The 18,273-nt window shown below is 36.8% G+C and carries 17 protein-coding genes, 2 rRNA genes and 1 riboswitch; of the genes, 14 read left to right on the forward strand and 5 right to left on the reverse strand.

From position 1 onward, the window contains the following. A 23S ribosomal RNA gene (locus tag EKG35_RS07740) occupies nucleotides 1-119 on the forward strand; the annotation flags it as partial. Between the two features lie 101 nt (nucleotides 120-220). After that, nucleotides 221-336 (forward strand): 5S ribosomal RNA (gene rrf, locus EKG35_RS07745). A 1,454-nt stretch (nucleotides 337-1,790) separates the two neighbouring features. On the opposite strand, the gene EKG35_RS07750 is transcribed toward rrf, so the two are convergent. Beyond that, nucleotides 1,791-2,300: a VanZ family protein gene (locus EKG35_RS07750; protein ID WP_126293871.1), complete on the reverse strand. Its 510-nt coding sequence runs from the start codon at nucleotides 2,298-2,300 to the stop codon at nucleotides 1,791-1,793. Between the two features lie 276 nt (nucleotides 2,301-2,576). On the opposite strand from EKG35_RS07750, the gene EKG35_RS07755 reads away from it, so the two are divergent. Next, a complete protein-coding gene (locus tag EKG35_RS07755; protein WP_246020255.1) occupies nucleotides 2,577-3,659 on the forward strand; it encodes a mechanosensitive ion channel family protein in 1,083 nt (360 codons plus the stop codon). Nucleotides 3,660-3,754: 95 nt separating this feature from the next. Here EKG35_RS07755 and EKG35_RS07760 read toward each other — a convergent pair whose 3' ends face one another. From EKG35_RS07760 to EKG35_RS07775, 4 genes are all read right to left on the reverse strand, one after another. Then, entirely contained in the window at nucleotides 3,755-4,423 is a 669-nt protein-coding gene (locus tag EKG35_RS07760) for a PepSY domain-containing protein (protein WP_126293872.1), read from the reverse strand. A gap of 101 nt (nucleotides 4,424-4,524) precedes the next feature. Continuing rightward, entirely contained in the window at nucleotides 4,525-5,316 is a 792-nt protein-coding gene (locus EKG35_RS07765; RefSeq protein WP_126293873.1) for a PepSY domain-containing protein, read from the reverse strand. Further along, complete coding sequence (locus tag EKG35_RS07770) at nucleotides 5,313-6,683, reverse strand: sensor histidine kinase (protein ID WP_126293874.1); 1,371 nt, start codon at nucleotides 6,681-6,683, stop codon at nucleotides 5,313-5,315. The genes EKG35_RS07765 and EKG35_RS07770 overlap by 4 nt, the downstream gene beginning before the upstream one ends. Next, complete coding sequence (locus tag EKG35_RS07775; RefSeq protein ID WP_126293875.1) at nucleotides 6,673-7,389, reverse strand: response regulator transcription factor; 717 nt, start codon at nucleotides 7,387-7,389, stop codon at nucleotides 6,673-6,675. Before EKG35_RS07775 ends, EKG35_RS07770 begins: the two co-directional genes overlap by 11 nt. A 200-nt stretch (nucleotides 7,390-7,589) precedes the next feature. Between EKG35_RS07775 and EKG35_RS07780 the strand changes: the two genes are divergently transcribed. The 11 genes from EKG35_RS07780 to purN all read left to right on the forward strand — a co-directional run bounded on the left by EKG35_RS07780 (nucleotide 7,590) and on the right by purN (nucleotide 18,218). Continuing rightward, entirely contained in the window at nucleotides 7,590-7,778 is a 189-nt protein-coding gene (locus tag EKG35_RS07780; RefSeq protein WP_126293876.1) for an NETI motif-containing protein, read from the forward strand. Nucleotides 7,779-7,918: 140 nt separating this feature from the next. Continuing rightward, nucleotides 7,919-8,018: riboswitch (purine riboswitch) on the forward strand. A gap of 192 nt (nucleotides 8,019-8,210) precedes the next feature. Continuing rightward, complete coding sequence (gene purE / locus EKG35_RS07785; protein ID WP_126293877.1) at nucleotides 8,211-8,699, forward strand: 5-(carboxyamino)imidazole ribonucleotide mutase; 489 nt, start codon at nucleotides 8,211-8,213, stop codon at nucleotides 8,697-8,699. After that, the gene (purK, locus tag EKG35_RS07790) at nucleotides 8,696-9,820 is read left to right on the forward strand and encodes a 5-(carboxyamino)imidazole ribonucleotide synthase (protein WP_126293878.1); all 1,125 of its coding nucleotides are present in this window, start codon (nucleotides 8,696-8,698) and stop codon (nucleotides 9,818-9,820) included. The genes purE and purK overlap by 4 nt, the downstream gene beginning before the upstream one ends. Nucleotides 9,821-9,834: 14 nt before the next feature. Continuing rightward, entirely contained in the window at nucleotides 9,835-11,130 is a 1,296-nt protein-coding gene (purB, locus tag EKG35_RS07795; protein WP_126293879.1) for an adenylosuccinate lyase, read from the forward strand. Between the two features lie 77 nt (nucleotides 11,131-11,207). Further along, nucleotides 11,208-11,918 (forward strand): phosphoribosylaminoimidazolesuccinocarboxamide synthase, encoded by a 711-nt coding sequence (gene purC / locus EKG35_RS07800; protein ID WP_126293880.1) that lies wholly within the window; start codon nucleotides 11,208-11,210, stop codon nucleotides 11,916-11,918. A gap of 2 nt (nucleotides 11,919-11,920) precedes the next feature. Then, nucleotides 11,921-12,169 carry a phosphoribosylformylglycinamidine synthase subunit PurS gene (purS, locus tag EKG35_RS07805; protein ID WP_126293881.1) on the forward strand — a complete coding sequence of 83 codons (249 nt, stop codon included), beginning with the start codon at nucleotides 11,921-11,923 and terminating at the stop codon, nucleotides 12,167-12,169. A 2-nt stretch (nucleotides 12,170-12,171) separates the two neighbouring features. Then, a complete protein-coding gene (gene purQ / locus EKG35_RS07810; protein WP_126293882.1) occupies nucleotides 12,172-12,852 on the forward strand; it encodes a phosphoribosylformylglycinamidine synthase subunit PurQ in 681 nt (226 codons plus the stop codon). After that, nucleotides 12,842-15,070: a phosphoribosylformylglycinamidine synthase subunit PurL gene (gene purL, locus EKG35_RS07815; protein ID WP_126293883.1), complete on the forward strand. Its 2,229-nt coding sequence runs from the start codon at nucleotides 12,842-12,844 to the stop codon at nucleotides 15,068-15,070. Before purQ ends, purL begins: the two co-directional genes overlap by 11 nt. Further along, nucleotides 15,046-16,470 (forward strand): amidophosphoribosyltransferase, encoded by a 1,425-nt coding sequence (gene purF, locus EKG35_RS07820; protein WP_126293884.1) that lies wholly within the window; start codon nucleotides 15,046-15,048, stop codon nucleotides 16,468-16,470. The genes purL and purF overlap by 25 nt, the downstream gene beginning before the upstream one ends. Before the next feature lie 126 nt (nucleotides 16,471-16,596). Next, nucleotides 16,597-17,652, forward strand: a complete 1,056-nt coding sequence (gene purM / locus EKG35_RS07825; RefSeq protein WP_126293885.1) for a phosphoribosylformylglycinamidine cyclo-ligase — start codon at nucleotides 16,597-16,599, stop codon at nucleotides 17,650-17,652. Beyond that, complete coding sequence (gene purN, locus EKG35_RS07830) at nucleotides 17,652-18,218, forward strand: phosphoribosylglycinamide formyltransferase (protein ID WP_126293886.1); 567 nt, start codon at nucleotides 17,652-17,654, stop codon at nucleotides 18,216-18,218. The genes purM and purN overlap by 1 nt, the downstream gene beginning before the upstream one ends. The last annotated feature ends 55 nt before the right edge of the window (nucleotides 18,219-18,273 follow it).

Genomic DNA, 18,273 nt, shown 5'->3' on the forward strand with positions numbered 1-18,273 from the left:
AGATTTCCCATTACGCAAGTAAGTAAGATCCCTCAAAGACGATGAGGTAGATAGGTTCGAGGTGGAAGTGTGGCGACACATGGAGCTGACGAATACTAATCGATCGAGGACTTAACCAAAATTTTGAACGCATTCAATGTCTTTATCCAGTTTTGAGAGAACGAACTCTCAATTTAATAAAGAGGATTTCAAGAATAAATAATTTTTGGAAGCCGAAAAGTGAAGTGATGATGGCAAAGAGGCCACACCCGTTCCCATACCGAACACGGAAGTTAAGCTCTTTAGCGCCGATGGTAGTTGGGGGCTTCCCCCTGTGAGAGTAGGACGTCGCTTCGCTAATGAAACCGCTGAGATTCAGCGGTTTTTTTTATGTAGAAAAAAAGCCCCCAACTACCAAAAGCCGAAGGCGAGTTCGGCGCGTATTAAAATTGAAAAGAGAATGACAAGGAATAAAGAAATAAGTATTGATTCGAGAAGCGCGAGAACCGAGGAGTCCAAGGAAACGAGGAAGAGCGGAGCGCAGCGTACATAGTACGTGAGCACCGCACTGACGAAGTTGACGCAGGAATCCGAAGTGTTATCGCGCTTCGAGATAGCGCCGATGGTAGTTGGGGGCACCCCCTGTGAGAATAGGACGTCGCTTCGCTAATGAAACCGCTAAATATTACGTCAGGTGCTATGTTGCCATTAATGTATGATGATAACCAACTGGGGGGACAACAGTAGATGAAGAAGTTTGTTTCCGAAGGATGCAAGACTATATGTTGATTCCCATGGAAAAGCCGTTTTTTATGTAAGAGCTGTTGGTTTGAAGTCTAGTGATACTGTTAATATAAAATACAAGATTAGATGCTTTTTCCTATTTCCATAATTTCAATTGAAAATGTATTAAGACCATTTTGTTGTGAAATTGTATTAACGATGTTAGTTATTTTAAGTATTTTTTCATCGTCAATATCTGACCTTGGTAATGAAAGTGTCAGTGTTTTTTCATCTGCTGAATAAATCGTATATTGTATTCTTTTATCTGGAGAGAAGCCGTTTTTTGTTAACTCATTTACTATTTTTTTTGTTAATTCAACTTTGTCGATTGTGTTGTTTATCTCTTGTATTTCTTTTAAGCCCTTGTCAGTAGTGTAATAGGGGAGATTCTGATTTTTTTGATCGTATGAATTAAAAATCAGAATGCCAATTACAATAAAAGAAAGAAATAAAATGAAATAAATATTCTTTTTAATGTTACTACCTCCTTTTTAATTAAGAGTATGCTGAAGAAACGTTTTAAATTAAGAAGATAAATCGGTAAGGAGCGGTAAAGTGCTGCTCTTTTTATTATTGGCTCTTGCCTCCCTAACACTTTCTTAAAACAAAATTTGAGTAAATAATAACATTCTACTAAATCGTTATTGGTATAACTGGCTTTATAGTTATTAGATATACATAATCAAAATAGGTAGTAGACTGATTGAAGTCAACTATGAAGAAGTTTTGAGTGGTGTTGTATACCACTCTTTATCCTGTACTTGAGAAAAGTTATTCTAAAATTAATAATTAAACAGAATAAAGAGAGGATGAAAAGCTTGGAGAAATCAATTGATGAATTTTAAAAAAATCAACTTATTTTTCTACCTTTTTGCACCAGTATTCAGCAGTTTTTTTATGTACTAACTGCTAAGCATTTAAACACCACTGAAAATCCAGTGGTGTTTTTATCTACTAGTTAAAAGGAATTAATGTCAGTATAGATTGAGCAAATCACTTTAAGGAAGGAAGAAATTTAGCGAACAATTTTAATTAGCAATGAATAATAACAGTGTCAATACTAGAATTGGTAAGCCAACAATTAAGGAAAGGATAGAAATGGCTGTTCTAATTCTATTTTCATCTTTAAAGAGTTTTTCAAACATTTTATAGAATGCCAATCCTATAAATCCCCCCATTACATTTAAAATGATATCATCAATATCTAATGCACCTAGAGCGAAAATAAATTGGGTTGCTTCTATAGCTAAACTACTTAACAAAATTATAAATAAATTTTTCATGATAGACCTATGTTTTTTATGAAGAATTATATATATCCCTGCTGGTACAAACATTAAAATGTTTCCCAAAATATTCATATCAACAATTCGAACTTGTCCAAACCCATTGTCTACCATTATAAATTCTTTAATCGAATTAAAAGGAATTAAATTAACACTTCTTAAGGATTCCCTTGAAATAAATACTGTATCAACTAATAAAAAGACATAAAAAAGCAATATAAACCAATAGCAAAATCTCAGTACTTTTTGCATTTTATAACCCTCTCTAAATTTAAATCTATACTAATATAGCAAAAGATTCTTAATAAAAAGGTATTATAAATCTTATGAAAATCTTAATTTTACTTTTGTGATTAGAAAGGGGTACTGAATCGAAATGTTTTCAATCAACTAAAGTAGATAAAATTATTTGTAGATATTTTGACTTTTGGTAAAAATCTTTGAAATTGATATGATGGAAAAGTTTTTATATTTGGAGGAAATCCTTCATAATATAACTTAAAAGATGTTAATAGGAGTAATAGAAACATGATTGAATCTTTCCGTTGGCTTTATCCGGATATGGTTAAACCTACTTTGTCAGACATTATTATTTTTCTAACCATCATTGTATTAGGATGGGTTCTTCAACACTATTTATTAAAATACATCATCAAAAAAATTTCCCGCTTTTTTGAAAGAAAAGCTAAATTGATGACTGCACGAATAATCGAACATTTTAGTAGGGAAATCCGACATGCATTTTTTACAATCATTTTATTCTTTGCGGCTGGATTTTTAATTGAAGTATCTCTTTTTTCTAAATCACCAATGAGCAACTTTTTTAATTCATTAATGGTTTTCTATTTCTTTAAGGGAATGTACGATGTATTAACTTACTATGCGAATCATCCTGAATCGTTTCACCTAAATGAAAGTAAATCTACTAAATTAACACCACTTAAATTAAGAATAATTAATGCATCTTTAGCAGTTGTTGCTATAGTGTTAATTGCTTCATTGTGGAACTTTAACTTAAACGGATTTCTTACAGGAATCGGGCTTACAAGTGTTGCATTGGCGTTTGGTGTTCGTGATACGTCTTCGCATATTTTTGGAGGACTGTCGATGACATTCGACAAGCCTTTCGAAGTAGGGGACTTTATTTCAACGGAGGATCATAAAATTGAGGGAGTTATCCAGGATATTAATCTTCGCTCTACTTTGATTTCTACGTCTGATAAAGGGATTGTTTATGTTCCAAATGCTTATTTAATGAACAGACCTATTTATAATTTCTCAAAGCGTGAAAAGCGAAAAATTGAAACATTTGTTTTTTTATCTACGGATAATACTGAGCAATCAATTCGAAACGTTTGCAACGAAATTAATAAACAAATAATTTTGCATCCTCAAATATCAAAAGAAGATTTAATACTTGTGTATATAGATGAGTATCATACAGATTATTATCGAATGCTGATTAGCTTTTACATACCAACGAATGACATTCGTGAAAAATATTCCGTACAACAAGACATTTTATTTGTGATTAAACAAATAATGGACGAAGAGAACATGAAAGTAGTTGATCCTAACAAGGTGAAATTAAAAGAGTTGATAGAAATATAAGTGATATTTAAAAGCAATCCTAATGTTCGTCAATATAAAAATGGGTGACTCACTATTTATAAGTCACCCATTTTTAACTTTGTATTTATATTAAATTAGTCATCATAACGATCATCATCGTCATCATCGTCATCGTCGTCATAGCGGTCGTCAAAATCATCATCGTCATCATCATCATAACGGTCATCATCATAACGATCGTCGTATAAATCGTCTAAGTCATCGTAACGGTCATCATCATAATAATAATCATCATCAAATCTTGGTTGAACTACAGATTTTTGAGTTGTTGAAGTTGTTGCACTTGATTTTTGGCTTGTATTTTCATTGCCAGCTGTAGCTTTCGAAGTTTGGCTAACTGTGCTATTCTTTGCAGAAGTTGAATCATCGCGATTATCATTTAAGCTAGCATCAGTAGTGTTGTTAATTAAAACTTGTTTATATGAAGCTTTAATAATATCGTCCTTCTCAAGTCGCTCTTTTCGTTTCTTTAATAATTCGCCTGTAAAAGCATCAAACTTCAAATCATATTCAGCATCTGAAGTAATTATTTCAACTTCGTAATAACTTCTTGTTCCTTCTCTTTCAAATTCAAAATCAGTAATTGTTCCATTTACCTCTGCCAGCGCTTTTTTTTCAATCTCACTTGCTGACAATTTTTTAGGGCTGTCTGCTGAACCAACAATATTTCCCCCTGCAACCGCAATAATACCACCAATTCCCATTACACCTAATAAAGCAGGTACTAAAATAACTTTTCTCATATTTTCACTCCTTAGTTATTTGATACCTCTATAGTAAGTGTGAAAAATTATAAGAATCGAAGAGGATGATTAGAAATTGATGAGAAATCCATTAATAATCTTTAATCATCATCATCGTTTTCATCGTTGTCCTCGTTTTCTTCAGCATCATCATCGCTTTCGTCGGAGTCATCATCATCCGAATCATAGTTTGGTGTTACGGATAAAACTTTACCTGAAACAGCATGTATTTGGAAAACTGCTTCATTATCTTCACCGTCAACTTCAACTAAGTAATATCCTCCATCGCTTGATTCTTTGTAAACGACATATTCAATAGATCCCCTTAGTTGTGAAAGGGCAATTTGCTTTGCTTTTTCGCTTGTAATAATGACTGGGTTATTTGATTCCGTTGCATTTTGTTCTTGGATCTTCTCTGAGAGAATTTCACCGGTTTGAGCATGTACGACTATTGTTTTAAGTGCTTGGTTGTCTGAAATTTCAACGATATATTGTTGTTTGTCATCTTGGTTTTGTAAAGTAATAGATTGAATTGTGCCTTTATTTAAGGACTTTATTAAAGCTCGAATCTCATCAATTGTCTTTAGACTTGCAGTTTGCTCAGTGTCAATTTCTTCACCTGTTTTATTTACTTTTAAAACAACGCCTGTCTCAGCATCCATTTGAAGGTTATATAGCTGATTGTTCCGTTTAATGGCCATATAAAAAATAGCATTTTTTTGTTCAAAGGATTCAATCGTTCCTCCATATAAAGACTCAACCTTTTGAGAAGCTTCCTGGATGGAAATTTCATCTGATTTAAAAAAGCGGTCTTGAATAAGCCAAATGACAAGTGCTGTTATTGCTAGCATTAAACTAACTAAAGAAATCATCCATTTTGTATAGGTCGTCATTTGCTATCCACCTCGCTGAAGTCATCGTTAATTGGTATAAGCAATGTAAAACAAGTGCCATAACCTACTTTACTCTCGACTTTTATTTCGATATCGAGGCGTTCAGCTAATTCTCTTGCGATCGCAAGACCTAAACCTGTACCGCCAGTTTTTCTGTTGCGGTCCTGATTGACGCGGTAAAATCGATCAAATAAATGTGGAAGCTGCTCTTTAGGAATTCCTACTCCAAAATCTTCGATAGCAACTGATATAAAGTGTTCATTTTTAGTTGCTGTTACAATAACTTTGTCATCGCTGTATTTACGTGCATTATCTAATAAAATGAAAAACAGCTGTTTTATTTTTTGTGAGTCTGTATAAGCAAAAAGATTTGAATCTCCATGTAATTCAAATTCTCTGCTATATGCTTGGTGCATTTGTAAAAGGGTATTTTCAAGCAGTTGTGAAAGATTAATCTTATCAATTGAAAGAGACATATTTTCTTTGTTTTTTGCTAATTCCAGCATTTGTACAATTAACTCATTCATTCGGGATGACTCATTTACAATTGCTTCCAGCGCTTCTTTTGCAACTTTTTCATTTGTAAACCCACGCCGCAATAATAGTTTCGAATAACTTTCTATAACAGTAAGCGGGGTCTTTAACTCATGTGATGCATTTGAAACGAACTGTTCTTGTTTTTTGTAGTTCGTTTCCAGAACTTCCATCATTCCATTAAATGTACGACCGATTTCAGCAAGCTCATCCTTTCCAACATCTACATGATCAATCTTTTCATAAGTACCGGTAGAACCGCTTTTTTTCATAGCTTCACTTAACCGTTCCAAAGGTTTTAAAATGATTCTACTTAGTGCCATATTTGATAGTAAAAGAGGGATTGCTGCTAAGACAGTAACCGCTACTAAGATTAGTTTCAACAATGATTGGTTCGCTGCCAGCTCGTCAAGTCGTTGAATAAGTTGCAGTTTAACAACATTTCCATCTATCCAAATTGCTGGCATCTCAGTCATAATAATAGGGGAACCATTTATTTCACTTTTTATATAAGACTCACCTTGTTTCATCTCTAACTGAATGTTTGCCATTGATAGAGAGGCTTCAACCGAAGTAATTTCTTCCCCGGCTTCATTTTTAACACGTACGGCTCCAGCGGTGGGCATATATGCACGTAAAATCATATTCGGATTTGTTTCTTCTGTAACTTGGTTTAACGCCGTTAAAAGCTCTTCACCGCGTGATTTCAGCTGCTTATATTCAGTATTAATAGAGAGTTGTTCATATAACAAATAAACGCCGATATTCATCAAAATTAATAAAATTAACATTAGCAACGTTGTAAAAAGATGAATCTTCGTTCTAAGTTTCATGAGTAGACACCTTTAAGACATAACCAACACCACGAACTGTTTGAATAATTGGCGTAGTGTTAGATGCCTCAAGCTTTTGACGAACGTATCTTATATAAACATCGACGACATTTGTATCTCCATAATAATCAAAGCCCCAGACAGCCTCTAAAATTTGATCTCTCGTTAATACTTGCTTTGGATGTTTTAATAAAAATAACAATAAATCATATTCCCGTGGAGTTAGTTCGACTGGCTTTTCAAAGTAAAGAACTTCGCGTGTATGCTCATGGATAGAGAGATTCCCATAGGAAATTAGATATTCGTCTTTTTGTTGGTTGATTTTGGCGGTTTCACGAGTCTTTGCAAAACGAATGGCAGAGCGTATTCTCGCGAGTAATTCATCAATTTCAAAAGGTTTTGTAACATAATCATTTGCCCCTAAATCGAGCCCCTTCACTTTATCCTCAACTTCGCTTTTTGCGGTCAATAAAATAACTGGTGTTGCTTGTTCTGTAGCGCGTATACGTTTCAGTACATCAAGACCGTTCATTTCTGGCAACATTAAATCGAGAAGAACTAAGTCAAAATCCCCTTCACGATACTTAATTAAACCTGCTGTTCCAGTATGTGCCACATCTGCAGCGTAACCTTCAAACTCTAATTCTAACTGTAAGACGCGGGCAATATTTTCTTCATCTTCAATAATTAAAATTCGATGCTCCATTTCAAATCAACTCGCATTTTTTATTTTCATTCTTTATAAGAAGATAATACATAAGCAACATTAAAAAATGATGAGGAATATTTCTCTTTTTCAAATAATTAATGAACTTTTTACTTATAATTCTCAGTTGCAAGTATTCCTCACTTTTCATTCTTGCCAATTCGTATTATAGTAGCTACAAATGATGAAAGGAATTTTCTATGGGTAAAAAACAAATTTGGTTTGAAGTGGAAGAAAATGAAACTATTGAAGAGTGTTTAGAACGAATGAAAAAAGCTGGTTATCAGCCGTGCGGACGTAAAGAAGAGCCGATTTTTCATCTAGTTGATGGAGAACCGACATACTTGCGTCAAAAAATCATGTTTAAAGGGATTCTAATAGAAGATTAAAGGTGATTCGACTCAAAAACCGAACATTTATGTTTTCTGAAAATTTATCGTTCGCATTTTACCATTGATTTTCTTCTCCTGCCTTGTTAAAATGTGAACAGGAAAACATTTAACATCTTAAGTTTAAATGACTATTCATTATAAAATATTAAGACCTCCCACATATATGCTAGAGAATATGGCTCTAGTGTCTCTACCCGACACCGTAAATGTTGGACTATGCGGGAAAGCAACTTTTGGCATGTGAAAGGTGTGTGAGTACGTACTTATGCGATTCACAACATTTTCTTACATAAAAATGTCCTCAAGTATTCTGCTTTCTTCGCAATAGAGAAAGTGGATTATTTGAGGACTTTTTTATGTGAATAGATTAGGAAATATAAGGTTCAATAAATTTACATCAAAACGTAAATGTTTGAAGGAGAGAAATAAATGAATCCAAAAATTGGTGTGATCATGGGAAGTTCAAGTGACTGGGAAACGATGAAATTTGCATGTGATATTTTAGATGAACTGCAAGTGCCGTATGAAAGACAAGTCGTTTCTGCACATCGTACGCCAGATCTTATGTTTGAATATGCGGAATCAGCACGTTCAAGAGGAATAGAAGTTATTATTGCAGGTGCAGGTGGAGCAGCTCATCTTCCAGGAATGGTTGCAGCTAAAACAACATTACCTGTAATTGGTGTGCCGGTTCAGTCAAAAGCATTAAATGGATTGGATTCATTATTATCAATCGTACAAATGCCTGGTGGTGTACCTGTAGCAACAGTGGCAATCGGCAAGGCTGGTGCAACAAATGCAGGTTTACTAGCGGCTCAAATTCTATCAATTAGTGATAGTGAACTAGCTAATAAGCTTGAAGAACGTCGAGAAATGATAAAGCAACAAGTGTTAGAAAGTACAGGTGACCTACTGTGACAAAAGTGATTTATCCTGGCCAAACGATTGGCATTATTGGCGGGGGGCAATTAGGTCGTATGATGGCCCTTGCTGCTAAAGAAGCTGGTTATAAAATTGCAGTACTTGAACCGTCTATGGACTCTCCATGCGGCCAAGTAGCAGACATAAGAATTGTAGCTCCTTATAATGATGACGCTGCATTAGAAGAATTAGCAGAAGTCAGCGATGTCATTACTTATGAGTTTGAAAATATAGATTATGAAGGTTTAAAGAGATTAACAGAGAAAGCTTACGTTCCACAAGGTGCGGAGCTAGTACGCATAACACAAAACCGTGTGACAGAAAAATCCGCGATTGAGAGCAGCGGCTGTCCAGTTGCTCCATATATAGTGGCTAATAATTATGAAGAATTAGTGAATCAGATTGAGAAAATTGGGTATCCATGTATTGTGAAAACAGCACGTGGTGGATATGATGGTAAGGGTCAACAACAATTAAATTCAAAAGAAGACTTGCCTCTTGCACAAAAGCTTTTGGAGCATTTTCAATGTGTTGCTGAAGGGTTTGTCCCATTTGAAAAGGAAATTTCCGTCATTGTTCAGCGTAATGGAAATGGTCAAAGCTATTGTCTTCCGGTTGGAGAAAATATTCATGTTCATCACATTTTACACGAAACGATTGTACCAGCCCGTATATCTGTTGAAACATATAACAAAGCGATAGAAGCTGCTAAAAAAATTGCAGATTATTTACAGCTTGTTGGTACGTTAGCAGTTGAAATGTTTGTGTTAAAAGATGGACAGATTATTATTAATGAACTAGCACCAAGACCACATAATTCTGGCCATTACTCTATTGAAGCTTGTAATGTATCACAATTTGCCCAGCATATACGTGCTGTTTGTGGTTGGCCGCTTCGCAAACCAAAACTATGGGCGCCATCGATTATGGTGAATTTGTTAGGGCAGCATGTCGTGCCATTAACAAACTCCATCACAAAATATCCTGATTGGTCAGTTCATCTTTATGGCAAAGCTGAAGCAAAAGTGAATCGTAAAATGGGTCACGTAACAGTAATGACGGAAAATATCGAGGAAACATTAGAACAAATAAAAAATTCCGGCATTTGGTCGGAATAAAAGGAGAAGGAAACATGATTGAACGTTACACACGTCCTGAAATGGGCGCAATTTGGACAGAAGAAAACAAATTTAAAGCTTGGTTAGAAGTTGAAATTTTAGCTTGTGAAGCTTGGGCTGAACTTGGTGAAATTCCAAAAGAAGACGTAGCATTACTTCGCCAAAACGCTTCATTCGATATTAACCGCATTTATGAAATCGAACAGGAAACTCGCCACGATGTAGTAGCATTTACTCGTGCGGTATCTGAAACTTTAGGCGAGGAACGCAAATGGGTTCATTACGGCTTAACATCAACTGACGTGGTAGACACAGCATTATCTTATTTAATCAAACAAGCAAACACGATTTTACGCAAAGATATTGTGAATTTCATCGATATTTTAACTGAAAAAGCGAAAGAACATAAATATACAGTAATGATGGGACGTACGCACGGTGTTCACGCTGAACCGACAACTTTCGGTTTGAAATTGGCACTATGGCGTGAAGAGATGAAGCGTAACTTAGAACGTTTCGATACGGCAGCAAAAGTAATCGAAACTGGGAAAATTTCAGGTGCGGTAGGAACTTACGCTAATATCGATCCATTCGTTGAACAATATGTTTGTGAAAAATTAGGACTAGCAGCAGCTCCAATCTCTACACAAACTTTACAACGTGACCGTCATGCACAATATTTCTCAACATTAGCATTAATCGCAACTTCAATTGAAAAATTTGCGACTGAAGTACGTGGTCTTCAAAAATCAGAAACTCGTGAAGTAGAAGAAGCCTTCGGTAAAGGTCAAAAAGGGTCTTCCGCTATGCCGCACAAACGTAATCCAATCGGTTCTGAGAACATGACTGGCATGGCACGATTAATCCGTGGATACATGTTAACGGCTTATGAAAACGTATCTTTATGGCATGAGCGTGATATTTCACATTCATCAGCAGAACGTGTCATTATTCCAGATGCAACAATAGCACTAAACTACATGTTAAACCGTTTCGGTAATATTGTGAAAAACCTAACAATATTCCCTGAGAATATGAAACGTAATATGGACCGTACTTTCGGTTTAATTTACTCACAACGTATTTTACTTGCGTTAATTGATAAAGGGCTGGCTCGTGAAGATGCTTACGATACAGTGCAGCCATTAACTGCTCGCGCTTGGGATGAACAAATTCAATTCCGTCCATTAGTAGAAGCGAATGAAAAAATCACTTCTTTATTAACTAAAGAAGAAATCGATGATTGCTTCGACTACAACTATCACATTAAAAATGTGGATATGATTTTTGAACGTCTTGGATTGAACTAATTTAAATTCTAATAAACATTCATCTCTCATCTAAATGGTGATGAGAGATGAATGCAAATTAATTGGAGGCTCACGTCATGAATAAAGGTCAGCTTTTATATGAAGGAAAAGCAAAACGTTTATATGCAACAGAACAAGAAGATATTTTGTTCGTTGAATATAAAAATAGTGCTACTGCATTTAATGGTGAGAAAAAAGCAGAAATTGAAGGAAAAGGCGTTCTTAACAATCGCATTACAACTTTAATTTTTGAAAAATTAAGAGAATATGGAATTGACTCACACTTTGTAGAAAGAATTTCAGAGCATGAACAACTTGTTCGTAAAGTAGACATTATTCCGATCGAAGTGGTTGTCCGCAACATTGCTGCTGGTAGTCTTGCGAAACGACTTGGGGTTGAAGAGGGGACTCCTTTAAAACGTACAATTGTAGAATTTTACTATAAAGATGATGCTCTTGGTGATCCATTCATCAATAACGATCATATCGACATTTTAGGCATTGCAACAAAAGAGGAAGTTCAATCTTTATATGAACTTGGTTTAAAGGTTAATAATGTACTTCAACCAATCTTTGAAGAAGTTGGAGTTATATTAGTAGACTTTAAGCTTGAATTTGGACGAGATAAAAATGGCAATATATTACTTGCTGATGAAATCTCACCTGACACTTGCCGCCTATGGGATGCAGAAACAAAACAAAAGCTAGATAAAGACGTGTTTCGTCGTGATTTAGGAAGTTTAACGCAAAGCTATGAAATCATTCTTGCTAGACTTGGAGGAAAATAGAAATGACTAAAGTTAAAATTTACGTTACATTACGCGAAAGTGTGTTAGATCCTCAAGGTTCTGCTGTACAGGAATCTTTGGCGAAAATTGGCTATAACGAAGTAAGTGATGTACGTATTGGTAAATATTTAGAGCTTCAAATCGGAGAAACAGAACGAGATATCGATACGTTAGTGAAAGAAATGTGTGAAAAACTTCTTACAAACACAGTGATTGAAGACTATCGTTACGAAGTCGAGGAGGCTAACTAATTATGAAATTCGCAGTACTCGTTTTCCCTGGGTCAAACTGTGACATCGATATGTATCATGCAATTAAGGATGAGCTAGGCGAAGAAGTTGAATACGTTTGGCATGATGCAACTGATTTAAGTGAATTCGATGGCATTTTAGTTCCTGGTGGTTTCTCTTATGGTGACTATTTACGTTGTGGTGCAATGGCTAACCAATCGAACGTAATGGCTGAAGTAAAAAAAGCTGCTGAAGCGGGAAAACCAGTTTTAGGCGTATGTAATGGATTCCAAATTTTAACGGAAGCAGGACTACTTCCAGGTGCCTTATTAAGAAATAAAAACTTAAAATTCATGTGCCGTACAGTTCAATTAAAAGTAGAAAATAATAATACTATTTTTACAAGCCAATATGAACAGGGGCAAATTATTAATATTCCAATCGCTCATGGTGAAGGTAACTATTTCTGTGACGAAGAAACATTAACTGCTTTAAAAGAAAACAATCAAATTGTTTTTACTTATTCAGGTGAAAATCCAAATGGCAGTCTTGAAGACATTGCAGGGATTGTTAATGAACGCGGAAATGTACTAGGCATGATGCCGCATCCAGAACGTGCAGTGGATGCATTGCTCGGCAGCAGCGATGGACTTGCACTATTTAAATCAATTGTAAAACAGTGGAGGGAATCACATGTCAGCTAAGAACGAACCAACAGCACAGCAAATTAAAGAACAAAAACTTTATGCTGGAATGGGAATGTCAGATGAAGAATTTGCGATGGTGGAAAAGATCTTAGGTCGTCTTCCAAACTGGACTGAATCAGGGTTGTTCTCTGTAATGTGGTCAGAACACTGTTCCTATAAAAATTCCAAGCCTGTATTACGTAAATTCCCTACAAAAGGTCCTCAGGTTCTTCAAGGTCCGGGTGAAGGGGCTGGGATTGTAGATATCGGTGATAAACAAGCAGTAGTATTCAAAATGGAGTCGCATAACCATCCATCTGCTATTGAGCCTTATCAAGGTGCAGCAACTGGGGTAGGTGGAATTATTCGCGACGTTTTCTCAATGGGTGCTCGTCCAATTGCGATGTTAAACTCTCTTCGCTTTGGAGAGCTGCAAACAGAGCGCGGTAAATATTTATTTGAAGAAGTTGTTGCAGGTATCGCCGGCTATGGAAACTGCATTGGTATTCCAACAGTAGGGGGAGAAATTCAATTTGACCCTTGTTATGAAGGAAACCCACTTGTTAACGCCATGTGTGTCGGCTTAATCGATCATAAGGATATTCAACGTGGTATTGCAGCAGGTGTCGGCAATACAGTGATGTACGTTGGTGCTAAAACAGGTCGTGACGGGATTCACGGAGCAACATTCGCCTCCGAAGAACTGTCAGAAGCTTCTGAAGAAAAACGTCCAGCAGTTCAAGTAGGGGATCCATTTATGGAGAAACTTTTACTTGAAGCTTGTTTAGAAGTTGTAAAATCTGATGCACTTGTCGGCATTCAAGATATGGGGGCTGCAGGACTTACATCATCTTCAGCAGAAATGGCATCAAAAGCGGGTTCTGGTGTAGAAATGAACTTAGACTTAGTACCTCAACGCGAAACAGGTATGACAGCTTACGAAATGATGTTATCTGAGTCACAAGAACGTATGCTGCTTGTTGTAAAAAAAGGGCGTGAAGATGAAATTAAAGCAATCTTCGATAAATATGGCCTAGATGCAGTAGCTATTGGTCGCGTAACAGACGATAAAATGCTTCGTTTGCTACACAAAGGTGAAGTAGTTGCAGAGGTTCCTGCTGATGCACTAGCAGAAGATGCTCCTGTTTACCATAAACCATCAAAAGAGCCTGCTTATTTCGCAGAGTTCCAAGCGGTTGAAAATAGTGAACCGGAAGTTGCAGATTTAAAAGAAACTTTAAAATTATTACTGCAAGCGCCAACTGTTGCTTCAAAAGAATGGGTATATGATCAATACGATTACCAAGTTCGTACAAATACTGTTGTAGCTCCAGGTTCTGATGCAGCTGTATTACGTGTACGCGGTACAAATAAAGGTCTTGCAATGACAACTGACTGTAATTCACGTTATATATATTTAGACCCTGAGACAGGCGGGAAAATCGCAGTAGCAGAAGCAGCTCGCAACATCGTGGCATCTGGCGGACAGCCTCTTGCTATTACAGACTGCTTAAACTTCGGTAACCCAGAAAAACCAGAGATTTTCTGGCAAATTGAAAAATCAGCTGACGGTATCGCGGCTGCATGTACTGCATTAAATTCACCAGTTATCGGTGGCAACGTATCACTTTACAATGAACGTTCGGGTGAAGCGGTATATCCAACACCGACAATTGGGATGGTTGGTTTAGTAGAAGACTTAACACATGTGACAACACAACAATTAAAACAAGCTGGAGACATCGTTTATTTAGTCGGTGATACAGCAAATGAGTTCGGTGGCTCTGAACTTCAAAAATTAGTGTATGGAAAAATCTTTGGTAAAGCTCCTCACATCGATTTAGAAGTTGAGGCGTCTCGTCAAACTGCAATCTTAACTGCAATTCGTAAAGGGCTTATTCAATCGGCGCATGACGTTTCAGAAGGCGGGGTAGCCGTTGCACTTGCTGAAAAAACTTTTGCTGCTGAAGGCTTAGGTGTATTTGTAACTCTTGATGGCTCGGCTGTCACAGTGTTATTCAGCGAATCTCAATCTCGTTTTATCATTACGGTTAAAGAAGAAAATGCTGCTGCATTTGAAGAAATCGTATCAGATGCGAAGAAAATCGGTATTGTAACAGATGATGGAAAAATCACAATCAACGGTAATACTGGCATTCTTGTAGAAGGTACAGTGGAGGAATTCCGTTCTGCTTGGAAAGGAGCAATCCCATGCTTGGTGAAATCAGAGGCTTAAATGAAGAATGCGGAGTTTTTGGAATATGGGGGCATTCTGAATCAGCACAATTAAGCTACTATGGTCTTCATGCACTTCAACATCGTGGTCAAGAAGGAGCTGGTATCGTCGTAACAGACGGTGAAGCTTTGCGCGCGGTTAAAGGCGAAGGACTAGTTAATGATGTTTTTAGTGAAGAAAATTTAAAATCTGCAAAAGGTCAAGCAGCAATCGCTCATGTTCGCTATACAACAGCTGGTGGAGGCGGAATTGAAAACGTACAACCGTTGCTTTTCCGTTCTTCGACTGGCAGTATGGCAATTGCTCATAATGGAAATTTAGTAAATGCCAATCATTTAAAACAGCATTTAGAACGTTCGGGGAGCATTTTTCATTCTTCTTCCGATACAGAGGTAGTTGTACATTTAATTAAGAAAAGTAAAAAGCCTGGTTTCCGTGCTCAAGTGAAAGAAGCTCTTTCATTACTAAAAGGCGCCTTTTCATTTTTAATACTTACAAAGGATTGTATCATGGTTGCGCGTGACCGCAACGGGTTGCGTCCTTTATCTCTCGGCAAGCTAGATGATGCTTGGGTTGTTGCTTCTGAAACTTGTGCATTTGATTTAATCGGTGCAGAATTTGTCCGTGAAGTTGAACCTGGTGAACTATTAATCATTTCAGATAAAGGTATTGAAGAAGATCGATTTGTAGAAATGGAACAACGTGCAATGTGTGCAATGGAGTATGTTTATTTTGCGCGTCCTGATTCTAATATCGACCAAATTAATATCCATATGACTCGTAAACGTATGGGGAAAAGACTTGCACAAGAGTGTGCTTGGCTGGAAGCAGATGTAGTAACAGGAGTTCCAGACTCATCTATTTCAGCGGCGATTGGTTTTGCTGAGGAAAGCGGCATCCCATATGAACTTGGACTGATTAAAAACCGATACACAGGCCGTACATTCATTCAACCTACACAAGAGCTTCGTGAACGCGGTGTTAAGATGAAGCTTTCACCGGTTGTTCAAGTTGTAAAGGGAAAGCGCGTTGTCATGGTAGATGATTCAATCGTACGCGGAACGACATCTAAACGTATCGTAAACATGTTAAAAGAAGCAGGAGCAACTGAGGTGCATGTAGTAATTTCATCGCCGCCAATGAAAAATCCTTGCTTCTATGGAATTGATACATCTACACATGAAGAATTAATTGCTTCAAGTAAAAATGTGGAAGAAATTTGTGAAGCAATCGGTGCAGATTCATTGACCTTCCTTTCAGTTGAGGGCTTAGTAGAAGCAACGGCCCGTCCATTTGATGATGAAAATCGCGGTCTTTGCATGGCTTGTTTTACTGGCGATTATCCTACAGAAATTTTCTCAGATACAGTCTTACCACATGAAAAAGAAGTAGTTAGATAAGACTTAATAACACAATCTTATCTTCCGCCTCCGACGTAGTCATATAATTTCTGTCGTAATTTATGACCGAAATAAAGACACAGTTTCGTCGGGGGCGCAATTGATTATCTAAGGAGGATATTAAAATTGTCAAAAGCATATGAGCAAGCAGGCGTAAATATAGAAGCTGGATACGAAGCAGTAAAACGTATGAAATCACATGTTGAACGTACAAATCGTTTGGGTGTGATGGGGACGTTTGGCGGCTTCGGAGGCATGTTTGACTTGTCCTCTTTAAACTTAAAAGAGCCTGTTCTAATTTCAGGTACAGATGGTGTTGGGACAAAATTAAAACTTGCATTTATGGTTGATAAACACGATACAATTGGTGTGGATTGTGTTGCAATGTGTGTAAACGATATCGTTGCACAGGGTGCAGAACCGTTATATTTTCTAGATTATGTTGCTCTTGGCAAAGCTGAGCCTGCGAAAATCGAGCAAATTGTAAAAGGGGTAGCAGATGGCTGCGTACAAGCTGGTGCTGCATTAATCGGTGGAGAAACAGCAGAAATGCCAGGACTTTATGATGAAGATGAGTATGATCTAGCTGGTTTTGCCGTTGGTGCTGTAGAAAAATCAAATGTTGTAACTGGTGAAAAGATTGTTGAAGGTGATGTTCTTATTGGTCTTTCGTCCAGCGGTGTACATTCAAATGGCTATTCTTTAGTTCGTAAAATCGTATTTGCAGATAACAGTTTAGCTGTAGATGAAGTTGTAGAAGGTTATGAAGATCTTGGTCCGATAGGGGAAGCTCTTCTTACACCGACAAAAATTTATGCAAAGCCTGTCCTTGAAATGCTCAAACAAGCAGAAATTCATGGGATGGCACACGTTACCGGCGGAGGTTTTTATGAAAATCTGCCACGTATGATGCCAGCAGGTTCAGCTACTGAAATTGACTTAGGATCTTGGCCGGTTCTTCGCATCTTTGAATTTTTAAAAGATAAAGGAGAGCTTGCTGACAAAGATTTATATAATGTGTTCAATATGGGAATTGGCTATGTACTTTCTGTACCTGCATCTGAAGCTGACAAAGTAATTGGGATTGCTGAAAAAAATGGTGAAAAAGCATACAAAATAGGTCGTGTAGTAAAAGGTGAAGGTGTAATATTTAATGGTGAACATGACGGGAGTTTAAAGTAATGACAACGAAAATCGCTGTGTTTGCTTCAGGAAGCGGAAGCAACTTCCAAGCAATTCAAGAGGCAATCTTGAATGGTAAATTAAATGCTGTAATTGAGCTCGTCGTAACAGACAAACCAAATGCATTTGTTATAAAACGGGCTGAAAACTTTAATATTCCAGTGTTTACATTTACACCTAAATCTTATGAATCAAAAGCGGCATATGAGCAAGAGATTGTGAATGTTTTACTAGAAAAAGAGGTTGAATGGATTGTTCTCGCGGGGTATATGCGTTTAATTGGGGGAACATTACTTTCAGCTTTTGCTAATCGAATTGTTAACATTCATCCCTCGCTTTTACCATCATTTCCAGGTAAGGATGCCATTGGACAAGCAATGGATCACGGAGTGAAAATTACAGGAGTAACAGTTCATTTTGTTGATGAAGGTATGGATACGGGGACAATTTTGGCTCAAGCCGCGGTTGAAGTAGTTGACGGAAATAGGGCAGCAACAGAAGAACGTATTCATATGATCGAACATGAACTTTATACAAAGACATTATCACGATTATTTGAAAAATAGATATGGATGAAGAACATTTTAGGAGTATTCATTCTAATTAGTATATTGGAGGTCT

Origin of the sequence: Lysinibacillus telephonicus, from assembly GCF_003966145.1 — a bacterium.
GTDB lineage: Bacteria > Bacillota > Bacilli > Bacillales_A > Planococcaceae > Ureibacillus > Ureibacillus telephonicus.